We start from the raw sequence: 13,601 nt of genomic DNA, 5'->3' as shown, positions 1-13,601 counted from the left end.
ATTAAACCCGTGCGGCTGCACCTGTGGATGCAGCCGCGCCGCGATTGCGCGGCTTGAGGCTCGCGGACCACTTCATCGCGGGCAGTTCGACCAGCCGATGGAACACGTACGCGACGACGACTGCGACCAGCATGTAGCCGAACGTCGGCCAGATCGTCAGCTGCAGCGTGGAGCGGAACAGCAGCGACGACAGCAGCACGAATATAGGCAGATGCACGACGTACAGCGAAAAGCTGAAGTCGCCGACACGCGCCAGCGCACGCATCGCGATACCGCCGGCCGTGCGGACCGTGTCGAGCGCGCGGTACAGATAGCACGCGAAGCCCAACGCCCACAACTGGAACGCACCGTACTGCCCGAAATGGAACGCGATACAGCCGAGTGCCGTGAAAACAGCCGCCGCGACGTAGAGCAGCGACGACGGCGGCTGCTTCGCGGTACCTCCCTGTTGGGCCTTCACGTCGGCGATCCACGCGCCGAGCGTCCACGACAGCCAGTACGACGTGAAAAACTGCAGGTCATGCCGTTCCAGCACGAATGCCGACACGACGTTCACGAGCGCGACTCCCGCGAGCACCGGACCGATGCCAATACGCCGGCGCAGTGCAAACAGCAGCGGATAGATCGCGTAGAACTGCACTTCGAGCGACAGCGTCCACAGTGCACCGTTCGATCCGTAGGTCTTGCCGGCCACGCCCTGCAGAGAGAACAGATTGACGAGGAACGCCTGCACGCCGATGTCGCGCACCTTGTGGCTGACCGGCGGCAGTTGCAGACTGAACCAGTCGAATGCGAACGTCAGCAGCAGCGCAGCCAGCAGCACCGGATAGATGCGCGCAAAACGGCGCGCCCAGAAATTCGTCGCGTCGAGCCGGTAATTGGGGTTCTGTGCGATGCGCAGTGCCGCGCCGCGATGAATGCAGTAGCCGCTGATCACGAAGAAGATCGGCACGCCGGCCGATCCCCATGCGATCGGAAACGTGAGGTACGCGACGATCGCGTTGAGGTCGAGCGAATGGCCCATCGTCTGATGGAAGCTCTGCATGCCGACCCATTCGACCTGCCGGCAATGGAAGTACGCGACCAGCAGCGCCGCGAAGCCGCGCATCGTGTCGACAATGTGATCCTTGCCGGCGGTGTCCACGCGGGCCTCACCGTGCGAGCGGGCCTGGAAGGGCAATGGAGTGGCGGTTGCCTCGACGGCCATCGTGCTCGTACGGCTCATGCATGCTCCTTTTATCGGACTGTGGAATTTGCTTATACGCGGCGCTGGATCCGTACCGCGCCATAGCGTCATACCCGCGCGCGCGGGTTCGTATGGCCATCGTAGAGCATCGGTAGTGGTAAAAATGAATAAAAATTCATTCGATAAAAGAAATGATGAAAATGACCGTTGAATGAATTGCGTGAAATGAATCAAAGATTTCGTTACATCGGCGAGAATTATTTATCGATTTTTTCGTGATAGTTTGAGTCTCGGAATCCTTTGACCAGGAGTAAAGCCATGAACATGCATCTGCTCGCAGGCATCGCGGTCCTGCTGGTTCTCGTGGCGGTGTCAGCTTATCGTGAGGCACTGCGAAATGAACCGATCGGACGTTTCCGGATGACACCCGGCAAGCTGCCATCGTTCGATGAGAATGAATAACGCTTTTGATTATCGAAGCGGATTTAATACGTAACAATTGCGCGATTCACTTTTGTTCATTATTGGTGCCGCGTAATTGTTTCCGGATTCAATTTCATCATGCGACAGCCTCGGATCGACAGGCCCGATTCACCTCGATCCGATGAATGTCGGGCTGAAAGAGTTTCCGGCACGTGTGCGCTGCTGCAACGGGCGCAAGAAGATTGATTAACCGATGTGGGAATGCAGACCATGCTGAAAGTCACCAAAGCCGTGTTTCCCGTGGCGGGCCTCGGAACACGCTTCCTGCCGGCCACCAAGGCCAGTCCGAAGGAAATGCTGCCCATCGTCGACAAGCCGTTGATCCAGTACGCGGTGGAAGAAGCGATCGCGGCAGGCATTACCGAAATGATCTTCGTGACCGGGCGCAGCAAGCGCGCGATCGAAGATCACTTCGACAAGTCGTACGAAATCGAAGCCGAACTCGAAGCACGCGGCAAGGAGCAACTGCTCGATCTCGTGCGCAGCATCAAGCCCGCGAACGTCGATTGTTTTTACGTGCGCCAGGCCACTGCGCTTGGCCTTGGCCATGCGGTGCTGTGCGCCGAAAAGCTGGTCGGAGAGAGCCCGTTCGCCGTGATTCTCGCGGACGATCTGCTGCACAGCACGCAGCCGGTGATGAAACAGCTGGTCGACGTGTTCAACCACTATCACAGCTCGGTGGTGGGCGTCGAAACGATCGCGCGCGAAGACAGCCGTTCGTACGGTGTCGTCGATGGACGCGAGTGGGAAGAGGACGTGATCAAGCTGTCGGGTATCGTCGAGAAGCCTGCACCTGAAAAAGCGCCGTCGAATCTCGGCGTGGTCGGGCGCTATGTGCTGATGCCGACGATCTTCAATCACATCCGCGCGTTGAAGCCGGGCGCCGGTGGCGAACTGCAACTCACCGACGCGCTGCAGTCACTGCTGGCCGAAGAACAGGTGCTCGCGTACCGCTACTTCGGCACGCGTTTCGACTGCGGTAGCAAGCTTGGCTACCTGAAGGCAACCGTCGAGTTCGCGCTGCGTCATCCCGAGGTGAAGGCGGAATTCGAGGAGTACTTGCAGAATTTTCTGCCGGTACAGCTTACGGCGGCCGCTGCGTAATTTTCCAGGTAGTCTTGAGCATCGTATGATGCGCGGGCGCGGGCGAATCGTTCGCGTGCCGCGTCGTCGTGTGGGTCATCGGGATGGGCGGGGGATTGGCCGGCGCTGAGGGGGKGCGGCGGCGTCAGCGGTGTCGCTCTGCCGCTGCATCGCGTTGTCTTAACGTCACTACGACGACAGGAATCACAATCCTGGACTCTACCGGCTAGAGCGCGTCATACGCCATCACGTCCTTCGCGACCGGAACGTCTAGCCTTCGCGAGTTTGCTGCACGTCGAACAGCGCTGTGCGACGCAGCGTCGTCCCGGCAATGATCGCACTTCGTGCGTTCTCTGGACCTTCCGGGCATTCCCTACAGATAATCCCTGTTCCTCGTCACCAGCACAAGGCAGTTGAAAGACTGTCGAGTGCGATTCACAAGCTTTGCCCGCTACATGCCGGCAGAGAGACACCCATCGTCACCCAAACCTGCTCTGTTTCTTCGAATTGACGCCGCTTCGGTGCCTTCATCGATTCTTTGAGCAGCGTTTAGCGCTGCTAGTCTGATTGCATGGTGCTCGCCGTCGCACACGAACGACTGGCGACCCTACATAGACCTAACGAACCTCTTTCGGCACCCCTCACGACGCGCGACGATGTCCAACGCACTCAATTTCTCCGGCGGTCCCGGCGCCTTGCCCGAATCCGTTTTGCGGCAGACCCGCGATGCGATCGTAGCGTTGCCCGAAACGGGACTCTCCGTGCTCGGCATGAGTCATCGTTCCGACTGGTTTCGCGCGCTGCTCGACGAGGCGGAGCAGAACCTGCGTGCGCTGCTAGGTCTGCCGGACCGCTACGCGGTGACGTTTCTGCAGGGCGGCAGCAGTCTGCAGTTCGCGATGATCCCGATGAACTTCGCCGCGCACGCGGCTGCCCCTCCGGAATATGTCGCGTCCGGCTACTGGAGCGCGCGGGCCGCAGCGGAGGCCGTGCGTGTTTCCGCCGCGAAGATCGCATGGGACGGACGCGATACGGGCTATCGCCGTCTGCCGGATCTGCGAGGGCTCGACGTGGCTTCGTCCGCTGCGTATCTGCACTACGTGTCGAACGAAACGGTCGAAGGGTTGCAGTTTCCCCCGTGCGATGAAGCGCCATGTGTGCCGTTGGTCGCGGACATGTCGTCCGATTTCCTGTCGCAGCCGATCCACGCTGAGCACTACGCGATGATCTACGCACACGCGCAGAAAAACCTCGGTCCGGCAGGCGTGACGGTCGCGATCGTCGATCGCACGATGCTCGAACGTATCCCCGATGGCTTGCCGACGATTCTCGACTTCCGCACGCACATCGAGCACGGTTCGAACTACAACACACCGCCGGTATTCGCGATCTACGTGCTGACGCTGATTACACGCTGGCTGCGAGATGAGATCGGCGGACTCGACGCGATACAGCGGATCAACGTGCGTAAGGCCGCGCAGTTATACGCGACGCTCGACGCGCTCGGCGACGCTGTGACCATCCATGCGGACGCGCCATGGCGTTCGCGGACCAACGTCGCGTTCACGTTTGGCGATGCGCGGCTCGATGCGTCCTTCGTCGACGTCGCGCGCGAGCGCGGCATCGTCGGGCTGGAAGGGCATCGCTCGGTGGGTGGGCTACGTGCGTCGCTGTATAACGCGGTCACCGAAGCAGCCGTCGACACGCTGTGCGACGCATTGACCGAATTCTCCCTGCAACGCGTATGAATGCCATGACGACACCGGTCATCGGCCACGACGTCGAGCAGATCAAGCGAGCGCTCGACGCCGACCCGCTAAACCTCGAACTGCATGCGGCGCTGGCCGAAGCATTGCAGGCGGCCGGCGACGAGACCGGTTTTCTCGCGCATCGGATCGCGGTTGCGACCTTCGACACGATCGTGGAAGGCGCGCCGGAACTCGCATCGATCGCGCTCTACAACCTCGCGACTGTCTACTACATGCGCGGCGACAACGATACGGCGAAGCACTGGTACGCCCACACGCTGAACGTGCATCCCGATCTCGCGATCGCACATCAGAATCTCGCGGCAATCTACGACGCGCAAGGACAACGCGCCGATGCGGAGCGGCATCGGATCCGCGCTTATACGCTGCAGCGCGTGTTTGTCGAGCCGGCGCAGAACCCTCGGCGCAGGCTGCTGATTCTCTGTTCAGGGCGCGCGTCGGGCAACATTCCGTTCGACACGCTGCTGCCGTCCGACACGATCGAGCGCATCAAGTACGCGATCGACTATGCACCGGATGCCGATGACGCGCAGTTGCCGCCGTTCGATCTGGTGTTCAACGCGATCGGTGAACCCGATATCGCGACGCCGCTGACCGCGCGGCTCGAACGTTTCGCCCAGCGTTGCGGACGTGCGGTGCTGAATCGCCCCGACGCCGTCGCGCGCACGCAGCGGCACCGGATGGCGATACTGCTGGCCGGTATCGACGGCGTCGCGGTTGCGCCGTGCATTCGCGTCGTGCGGATGCCGGAATCGAGGCGTGCATTCGCGGAACGGCTCGAAGTCGCGAACCTCGCATTCCCACTGCTGATGCGGCCGGTCGAGACACATGGCGGCGATGGACTCGTGCTGCACACATCGTTCGATTCGCTGTGGGCCGCACTGAAGGAGACGGACGAGCCGCGCTACGTGACCCGCTTCGACGATTTTCGCAGCGCGGACGGCCACTACCGGAAGTATCGGATCATCTTCGTCGACCGGAAGCCGTTTCCGTATCACCTCGCGATTTCGCCGCAGTGGATGGTCCATTACTACACGGCCGGCATGCTCGACAACGCTGACAAGATCGCGGAAGAACGGCGTTTTCTCGAAGACCCGCGTGCCGCGCTCGGCGAGCGCGCGATGCGGACGATCGAAGCGATCGGACGCCGGCTCGACTTTGATTACGGCGGGATCGACTTCACGATGCTGCCGGACGGTCGCGTGTTCGTGTTCGAGGCGAATGCGACGATGTTGATCCATCGCGAGACGGTCGACGGTCCGCTCGCGCACAAGAACGCGTTTGTCCAGCGCATCGTCGATGCGTTCGAGCAGTTGCAGGACGAGCGCTCACGCATTCCCGCCTGACATGCGAGCGCAATCATGACGACGCACGAAGCCGAACAGGAAGAGCAGGGCAGTGCGTTCGATCCCACGCACGTAACGCAGATCGCGAACGCCAGGGCACTGCATCTCGCCGGCGATCTCGCTGCCGCGCGCGTGAGCTACGAAGCAATCCTCACCGACGAACCGACCCATGCGGACACGCGCTTCCGGCTCGGCATTCTCGAACTGCAATGCGGCCGGACAGCACAGGCGCTCGCCTGCGTCGAGGTCGCACTCGAGTACGCGCCGCGCGAATCGCGTTACCGCCTGGGGCGCGCACAAATTCTCGCGACACTGCGGCAGTTCGACGAAGCGATCGACGCATGCTGCTTGCTGCTCGCGGACGACGCGACACTCACCGATGCCCGCATGTTGCTGGCCGATACGTTGCACGCGTGTGGTGATCTGCACGATGCGGCAGCCGAATATGAAGCCGTGCTCGCGCGCGAACCCGCCAACGTCGATGCATCGAATAATCTGGGCAATACGTACCGGTTGCTCGGCGACACGGCGCGCGCGGAAGCAGCGTATCGTCGCGCTCTTACGGGCGGACTCCATGCGGGTGCGCTGACAAACCTCGGCACATTGCTGCGCGCTGCTGGACGGCATGACGAAGCGATCGCGTTGCTGCGAGACGCGGTAAAAGCAGACCTGCACAGTGCAGCGGCACACGCGAATCTTGGCGTCGCGTTGCTCGAACGGCGTGACGCGGGTGACGCCACCGAAGCATTCGCACTGATCGAGCGTGCAGCCGCATTCGATCCATCCTCTGCGGATATCGCCTACAACCTCGGCAATGCCGCGCATGCGCTTGGCCGTCACGAGGATGCGCTCTCCCACTATCGTCGCGCGATCGAACTGCAGCCGGACCACGCGGACGCGTACAACAATCTTGGCAACGTGCTGAAGCAGCGGGGCGCATTCGATGCCGCCGCCCAGGCGTTCGAACAGGCGTTGCAACTGCGGCCGGCACACGTCGCCGCGCATAACAACCTGGGCAACCTGCACCGGACGCTCGGCCGTATCGAGGAAGCCGAAGCATGCATCCGCCGTGCGCTTGCAGTCGAGCCGACGCATTCGGTGAGCCACAATAATCTCGGCAACGTGCTGAAGGATGGCGGTGCACTCGATGAAGCGATCGTGAGCTACCGTTGCGCGATCGATTGCGATGCGGACAAAGTGATCGCACACAGCAACCTGCTGTACGCGTTGACGTTTCAGTCCGACGATGCGCGTACGGTGCTCGACGAAGCGCATCGATGGTCTGCGCTTCATGAGGCCCCGCTGCGGTCCGCCCGTTTTTCTCACGACAGCACGGTACGTCGCCACGGGTCGTCGCAACGGTTGCGTATCGGCTACGTGTCCGCGGATTTCCGCGACCACTGCCAGGCGCTGTTCCTGATGCCGCTGCTCGCGCATCATGATCGCAGCGCATTCGAGATCGTCTGCTATGCGAACGTCGAGCGTCCCGATGCGATGACCGCGCGTCTCGCGCAGCATGCGGACGTGTGGCGCGATGTCCGCGCGCTCGACGATGCGCAGCTCGCACGCACGATTCGCGACGACGGCATCGACATCCTCGTCGACCTGACGATGCACATGGCCGATGGACGTCCATTGGTATTTGCGCGCAAGCCTGCGCCGGTACAGGTCGCATGGCTCGCTTACCCAGGCACGACCGGGCTCGAGGCAATGGACTATCGTTTCACCGATCCGCATCTCGATCCGCCGGAGCACGGCGCGCACTACCGCGAACAGTCAGTGCGGCTCGCCGACACGTTCTGGTGCTACGACCCGTTGATGGCGAATCCGCCGGAACCCGGCCCGCTGCCGGCACTCGCAAACGGCTACGTGACCTTCGGTTGTCTGAACAATCCGTGCAAGCTGACCGATCGAACGCTGCGGATGTGGGCGGGCGTCATGAGCGCGCTGACCGACGCGCGGCTCGTGTTGATGGCCGCCCCCGGCATTGCACGCGAACGGCTTTCCGCGCGTGCGGCAGCGCAGGGCATCGATATCGCGCGCCTCGCGTTCGTGCCGTTCCGGCCGCGAGCGGACTATCTCGCGAGCTATTGCGGCATCGACATCGGGCTCGACACGTTGCCGTACAACGGCCACACCACGAGCCTCGACGCGTTGTGGATGGGCGTGCCGGTCGTCACCCGCGTCGGGCAGACGGCGGTCGGTCGCGGGGGGCTGAGTCAGTTGACGAATCTCGGCCTCGCGGAGCTCGCCGCATTCACCGACGACGCGTTCGTGCGCACCGCACTGGCGCTCGCTGCCGACCTGCCGGCACTCGCGACCTTGCGCCGTGATCTGCGCGGCCGGATGGAGCGTTCGCCGCTGATGGACGGGGTGCGTTTCGCGCGGCAGATCGAGGCCGCGTACGGGGAAATCGGGGCGACGCATATCGACCGTTAAGCAGGCGTATTTGCTAGACTGGCTCCGGCAACGACACGCGACGAACATGGATCGGTGCGATGCACAAAAACAGCTTTGCCGCTTGCATGGGACCCGAGTAAGCGCTAAAGCGCTAACTCGGGTCGACAGGAGACATCGATGAAAATCGCTTTTGCCGATTTCGAACGTCAGGTGGTGCAACGCCACCTGATCAAGGGGCACACCTACGAAAACGCCGCGGCCCTCGTCGAGCGCGCGAACGGCTGGATCGCCGAGCATGGCGTAGACGTGATCAACATCGAAAGTCTGTCGACGTTCGGCAGCGGCGACGATACCAGCGTCAGTCACTGGTATTCGGGCATCCGCGTCTGGTACAGGACCGAATGAGCGTCACGGCGCTCGTCCCGCACCATGGATGCGCGTCGTCACTCACCTAAGCAAGTCGCTGCCTTCTCCCTGCGCCCATGCCAGCGTGGCCTGCGCGGGCATTTCCTGTTCTCCGCATTCTCCGCTTTTCATCCCGCCTTCGCGTTACACCGTCCCCAGGAACGCCGTTTGCTGAACACCTCGCGCCGGACCTGCAAATCTGACCTGCCGCCAGGCTGATCGATGTGCATGCGTTCCGGTTGCGGCGGAATCTGTATTCCGGCCGCGTCGTTCTTACACGATGGCGACCGCGTCGGGTGACCCGCACGCGTTTAATCGCCGCTTTTTGCCGGCACCGCCGCCGGCGCATCGCCGGGAGTTCAAAGAATGCGGATCGACACGAGAATATCGCCGAAGAAGCGGATATCGAAGCGAGGGTGGCAATGGGGCAGTCGAGGGACGGCCGCTGTGGTCACGATCGTCTGCGGCTATGCCGCTTCGATGAGTACGGCCGCGCACGCGCAAACGCCGTCGCCGCTTGCGGAATGGCAGTATTCGTCCGGGATTCCGCTGCAAAAACTATATGGCGAGAAGCAGCCCGACTGGGCGTTCCGCCTCGGTGCAGCGACGACGTTTCAGCCGCGCTACGACGGTGCGGACCGCTACCACATGATGGTTGGACCGAGCTTCGATCTGCGCTATCGCGATCTGTTCTTCGCGTCGACGGGCGACGGAATCGGCGCGAACGTTATCAACGGCACGCACTGGCGCACCAGCATCGCGATCGCGTACGATCTCGGCCGCCGTGCGGCCGACGACCAGCAACATCTGCACGGCCTCGGCAACATCAACGCGGCGCCGGAGATCAAGATTGCAACCGACTACGTGATCTCGAAGGACTTCCCGCTGGTGCTGCGCGCGGACATTCGTCGCAGCCTCGGCGGCACCGACGGCTGGATCGGCGACTTCAGCGCGTACATGCCGTTGCCCGGCAGCTCGGAGAAGTTTTACTGGTTCGGCGGCCCGACCGTCACGTTCGCGGATTCGCGCTACATGAACCGCTGGTTCGGCGTCAGCAGCGAACAGTCGGCACGCTCCGGCTACCCGCGCTACTCGGCGAACGCGGGGATGAAGTCGTTCGGCGCGGGCATCACGATGGTCTGGTTTTTCCGCAAGCACTGGTTCATGACTGCCGACGGCGCGATCGAGCAACTGGTGGGTCGGGCGTCGCATAGTCCGATCACGCAGAGCTCGACGAATGCGGTGGTGGATGTGTCGGTGAACTATCAGTTTTGAGTGGTTGTGACGGCAGGGAGAGGCGGTGCGCGGCCTCTCGACTGCTCGACAGATCGTTCAAACAAACCGCAACCCGATCGTCCCCAGTGGCCCATAGTCGACATGAAACGTATCGCCGGCGCGCGCCGGCACCGGACTCGTAAACGACCCGGCGAGAATCACGTCGCCGGTATTGAGTTGTTCGTCGTACTGCGCGATCCGGTTCGCGAGCCACGCGACGCCGGTCGCCGGATGATTCAGCACGGCCGCGGCCAGTCCGCTTTCCTCGATTGCACCGTTGCGGTAGAGCAGCGCACCCACCCAGCGTAGATCGACATCGAGCGGTTTGATCGGACGCCCGCCAAGCACAATACCCGCGTTCGCCGCGAAATCGGAGATCGTGTCGTAGACCTTGCGCGGCGCCTTCGTTTCTCGATCGAACTGCTCGATCCGCGCATCGATGATCTCGACCGCCGGCGTCACCCACGCGGTTGCATCGAGCACGTCGAACAGCGTGATACCCGGACCCTTCAACGGACGACTCAGGATGAACGCCAGCTCGACCTCGACACGCGGCGCGATGAAACGATCCACGCGAATGTCCTGGCCGCTCTCGATGAACATGCTGTCGAGCAACGGTGCGTAATCCGGTTCGTCGATCTGCGACGCGCGCTGCATTGCACGTGACGTGAGCCCGATCTTGCGTCCCTTGATCGTGTGTCCTTCGGCGAGCTTCAGTTCGACCCACGCGCGCTGGATAGCATAGCCGTCCTGCACGGTCATCTGCGGATAAGCGGCGGAAAAATGGCGCAACTGCGTGCGCGTTTTTTCAGCCTGATCGAGTTGCGCGGCAAGCGTGCGGATGGTCTGTTCGTCTAGCATGTGCGGCCCCTAGCCTTTAAGGCGCGCGTGCAGATTGTTGTGCTTCCATGTGCCCGCTTCGCTGAACTCGCCGATCTCGAGCGAGAGCGCAAGGCCCTCGCGTTCGAACAGATCCGCAAAGCGTCGCTTGATCACGTCGAAGAGCGCATCGCCGGTCGCTTTGCGGACGGCTTCCGGGCGGCCCGCGGCCATCTTCAGGTTTGCGTGCAGGAATGCGCTGCCGGGCCGGCCGTCGGCAATGCAATAGTGCTCGCAGCGAATCGCGCGAACGCGGATGCCCCCGGTCGGATAAACACGTGCGTCGCCGTCGCGCTGCGCGTCGAGGCATTGCGCGAGGTCGCGACAAAGCGCGTCGAGCTGCACATCGTCGGCGAGATTTGCGCTGTATTCGAGCGTCAGATGAGGCATCGCGGGCTCCTGTTCGTGGTGTGGCGGTAGCGGTTCAAACGGGCAGGGCGGTGACCGGAAAAATCGCGTTGATCTGGCCGGTGCCCGAACTGCCGAAGTATGGCGTGATCACTTCAGCGCGGCCGTCGTAGCGATCCCAGCCGAGCGCGCCGAGCAGCATCGCGGTGTCATGCATGCCGCCTTCGCCCCAGCATTTCTCGTTGTAGAGCGGCAGCATCGCGCAGAACGTCTGCCAGTCGCCGGCTTCCCATAGTTCGACGACCTTGCGGTCCATCTGTTCGAGAAACGGACTCCACACCTTGTGCATGTACTGTTCCGCATGACCGTTGTCCGCGAAATGATGACTGAGCGAACCGCTCGCGAGAATCGCGACCGTACCGTCGTAGCGTTCCTCGATCGCTTTGCGCACCGCGAGGCCGAAGCGCGCGCTGCTCGCAAGGCCGTGCCACATGCACCACGCAGCCACCGACACCGTGCGGAAGTGCTGGTCGGCGTTCATGTAGCGCATCGGCACCAGCGTGCCGTATTCGAGTTCGAGCGTCGTGTCGCTATGCGCGCGGCTCTTTACGCCCATTTCGTTCGCGACCTGCGCGATCAGCTGACCGAGTTCGACGTTGCCGGGATACGCATACGACATGTTGCGGATGAAGTGCGGCAGTTCGTTGCTCGTATAGCAGCCTTCGAATTGCGGCGCGCAGTTCACGTGATAGTCGCTGTTCACGAGCCAGTGCACGTCGAACACGACGATCGTGTCGACGCCGAGTTCTCGACAACGCCGGCCGATCTCATGGTGGCCGTCGATCGCCGCCTGTCTGCAGCCCTTGTGCGGACCATCGAGTTCCGACAGGTACATCGACGGCACGTGTGTGATCTTCGCTGCCAGTGCGAGTTTTCCCATCGCGTCATACCCCCCAGCGCGGAATATGATGCGACCCAAGCGACACGCACACGTTCTTTGGCTCGAGAAACACCTCATAGCTCCACGTGCCGCCTTCACGCCCGACACCCGATGCCTTCGTACCGCCGAACGGTTGACGCAGATCGCGCACATTCTGACTGTTGACAAAGCACATGCCGGCCTCGATCGCCGCAGCGACGCGATGCGCGCGTCCGGCATTTTCGGTCCACACGTAGCTCGACAGGCCGTAGGCGATCTCGTTCGAGAGTCGCACCGCGTGCGCTTCATCGTCGAACGGAATCAGACATGCAACCGGGCCGAATATCTCTTCCTGCGCGATGCGCATCCGGTTGTCGACATCGACGAATACCGTGGGCGGCACGAAATTACCTTGCCGCAACGCGTCCGGAAGCCCCGGCACATCGATGCCGCCGCACGCGAGCGTCGCACCTTCCTTCGGTCCAAGCTCGATGTAGCTGCGCACCTTCGCAAGATGCGCCTGACTGATCATCGGCCCGACGATCGTGCTGTCGGCTAGCGGATCGCCGACCGTGAGCCGCTTCGCGCGCTCGATGAAGCGCTCGGCAAAACGCGCGTAGATCGAACGCTGCACGAGAATCCGCGAACCGGCTGTACAGCGCTCACCGTTGTTCGAGAAGATCATGAAAACCGCGGCATCGAGCGCGCGTTCGAAGTCGGCATCGTCGAAAATCACGAACGGCGATTTGCCGCCCAGTTCCATCGAGAATTTCTTCAACCCCGCGCTCTGTACGATGCGGTTGCCCGTCACAGTCGAACCGGTGAACGACACGGCGCGCACGTCCGGATGCGCAACAAGCGGCTCGCCCGTTTCTTTGCCGTAGCCGTGCACGACGTTCAGCACGCCAGCGGGAATGCCAGCCTCGAGCGCGAGATGACCGAGCATCGAGGCGGTGAGCGGCGACAGTTCGCTCATCTTCAACACCGCCGTGTTGCCGAACGCGAGGCAGGGCGCGACCTTCCACGTCGCGGTCATGAACGGCACATTCCATGGCGAAATCAGCGCACACACGCCGACCGGATGAAACAGCGTGTAGTTCAGATGCGATTCCGTGGGGTACGTATGGCCATCCACGCGCGTACACATCTCCGCGAAGTACTGAAAATTGTCGGCTGCGCGGGGCACCAGTTGCTTGCGCGTTTGCGAAATCGTCTGGCCTGTGTCGTTGGTTTCGGCTTCGGAAATCTCCGGGACGTTCTTCGCGATCAACTCGCCGAGCCGGCGAATCAGCTTCGCGCGCTCGGCAGCGGGTTTGCTTGCCCACGCGGGGAATGCGTTTTTCGCAGCGTGCACGGCCGCGTCGACATCGGTTGCCGTGCCGCGCGCGACCTCGGCGAGCACCTGCTGGTTCGCGGGATTGACCGTCTCGAAGTAGTCGCTGCCCGCTTGCGGGCGACCGTCGATCAGATGTTCTATACGCAGGGTCGACATGGAGAGAGTCCTGAAT

The 13,601-nt window shown here is 62.3% G+C and carries 12 protein-coding genes; 7 read left to right on the top strand and 5 right to left on the bottom strand.

Annotated elements, in window-relative coordinates:
- Position 1: 1 nt before the first annotated feature.
- Positions 2–1,225 carry an acyltransferase family protein gene (locus E1748_RS19590; RefSeq protein WP_133648813.1) on the bottom strand — a complete coding sequence of 408 codons (1,224 nt, stop codon included), beginning with the start codon at positions 1,223–1,225 and terminating at the stop codon, positions 2–4.
- 279 nt (positions 1,226–1,504) lie between these two features.
- On the opposite strand from E1748_RS19590, the gene E1748_RS31540 reads away from it, so the two are divergent.
- The 7 genes from E1748_RS31540 (at position 1,505) to E1748_RS19560 (ending at position 9,947) form a co-directional block, all read left to right on the top strand.
- On the top strand, positions 1,505–1,648 hold the full coding sequence (locus tag E1748_RS31540; protein ID WP_166653594.1) for a hypothetical protein: 144 nt from the start codon (positions 1,505–1,507) through the stop codon (positions 1,646–1,648).
- 231 nt (positions 1,649–1,879) lie between these two features.
- Positions 1,880–2,773, top strand: a complete 894-nt coding sequence (gene galU, locus E1748_RS19585) for a UTP--glucose-1-phosphate uridylyltransferase GalU (protein WP_133648812.1) — start codon at positions 1,880–1,882, stop codon at positions 2,771–2,773.
- A 635-nt stretch (positions 2,774–3,408) separates the two neighbouring features.
- Complete coding sequence (serC, locus tag E1748_RS19580) at positions 3,409–4,500, top strand: 3-phosphoserine/phosphohydroxythreonine transaminase (RefSeq protein ID WP_133648811.1); 1,092 nt, start codon at positions 3,409–3,411, stop codon at positions 4,498–4,500.
- 5 nt (positions 4,501–4,505) lie between these two features.
- Entirely contained in the window at positions 4,506–5,867 is a 1,362-nt protein-coding gene (locus E1748_RS19575; protein WP_133648810.1) for an ATP-grasp domain-containing protein, read from the top strand.
- Between the two features lie 15 nt (positions 5,868–5,882).
- The gene (locus E1748_RS19570; RefSeq protein WP_133648809.1) at positions 5,883–8,306 is read left to right on the top strand and encodes a tetratricopeptide repeat protein; all 2,424 of its coding nucleotides are present in this window, start codon (positions 5,883–5,885) and stop codon (positions 8,304–8,306) included.
- A 138-nt stretch (positions 8,307–8,444) separates the two neighbouring features.
- Positions 8,445–8,672 carry a hypothetical protein gene (locus tag E1748_RS19565; RefSeq protein ID WP_133648808.1) on the top strand — a complete coding sequence of 76 codons (228 nt, stop codon included), beginning with the start codon at positions 8,445–8,447 and terminating at the stop codon, positions 8,670–8,672.
- A gap of 480 nt (positions 8,673–9,152) precedes the next feature.
- Positions 9,153–9,947: a MipA/OmpV family protein gene (locus tag E1748_RS19560; protein WP_240766753.1), complete on the top strand. Its 795-nt coding sequence runs from the start codon at positions 9,153–9,155 to the stop codon at positions 9,945–9,947.
- A 57-nt stretch (positions 9,948–10,004) separates the two neighbouring features.
- On the opposite strand, the gene hpaH is transcribed toward E1748_RS19560, so the two are convergent.
- From hpaH to hpaE, 4 genes are read right to left on the bottom strand one after another with little or no spacing between them, the layout of a single operon-like run.
- Positions 10,005–10,808 carry a 2-oxo-hept-4-ene-1,7-dioate hydratase gene (hpaH, locus tag E1748_RS19555; RefSeq protein ID WP_133648806.1) on the bottom strand — a complete coding sequence of 268 codons (804 nt, stop codon included), beginning with the start codon at positions 10,806–10,808 and terminating at the stop codon, positions 10,005–10,007.
- A gap of 9 nt (positions 10,809–10,817) precedes the next feature.
- The gene (locus E1748_RS19550; RefSeq protein WP_133648805.1) at positions 10,818–11,216 is read right to left on the bottom strand and encodes a 5-carboxymethyl-2-hydroxymuconate Delta-isomerase; all 399 of its coding nucleotides are present in this window, start codon (positions 11,214–11,216) and stop codon (positions 10,818–10,820) included.
- Between the two features lie 34 nt (positions 11,217–11,250).
- Positions 11,251–12,114 carry a 3,4-dihydroxyphenylacetate 2,3-dioxygenase gene (gene hpaD, locus E1748_RS19545; RefSeq protein ID WP_133648804.1) on the bottom strand — a complete coding sequence of 288 codons (864 nt, stop codon included), beginning with the start codon at positions 12,112–12,114 and terminating at the stop codon, positions 11,251–11,253.
- A gap of 4 nt (positions 12,115–12,118) precedes the next feature.
- Positions 12,119–13,576: a 5-carboxymethyl-2-hydroxymuconate semialdehyde dehydrogenase gene (gene hpaE / locus E1748_RS19540; protein ID WP_133649441.1), complete on the bottom strand. Its 1,458-nt coding sequence runs from the start codon at positions 13,574–13,576 to the stop codon at positions 12,119–12,121.
- Between the last annotated feature and the right edge of the window lie 25 nt (positions 13,577–13,601).

This window comes from Paraburkholderia flava (assembly GCF_004359985.1).
In the GTDB taxonomy this organism is placed as follows: domain Bacteria; phylum Pseudomonadota; class Gammaproteobacteria; order Burkholderiales; family Burkholderiaceae; genus Paraburkholderia; species Paraburkholderia flava.
Note: the sequence above shows the minus strand (reverse complement) of the source record. Positions and strands in the feature narration are given on the sequence as shown.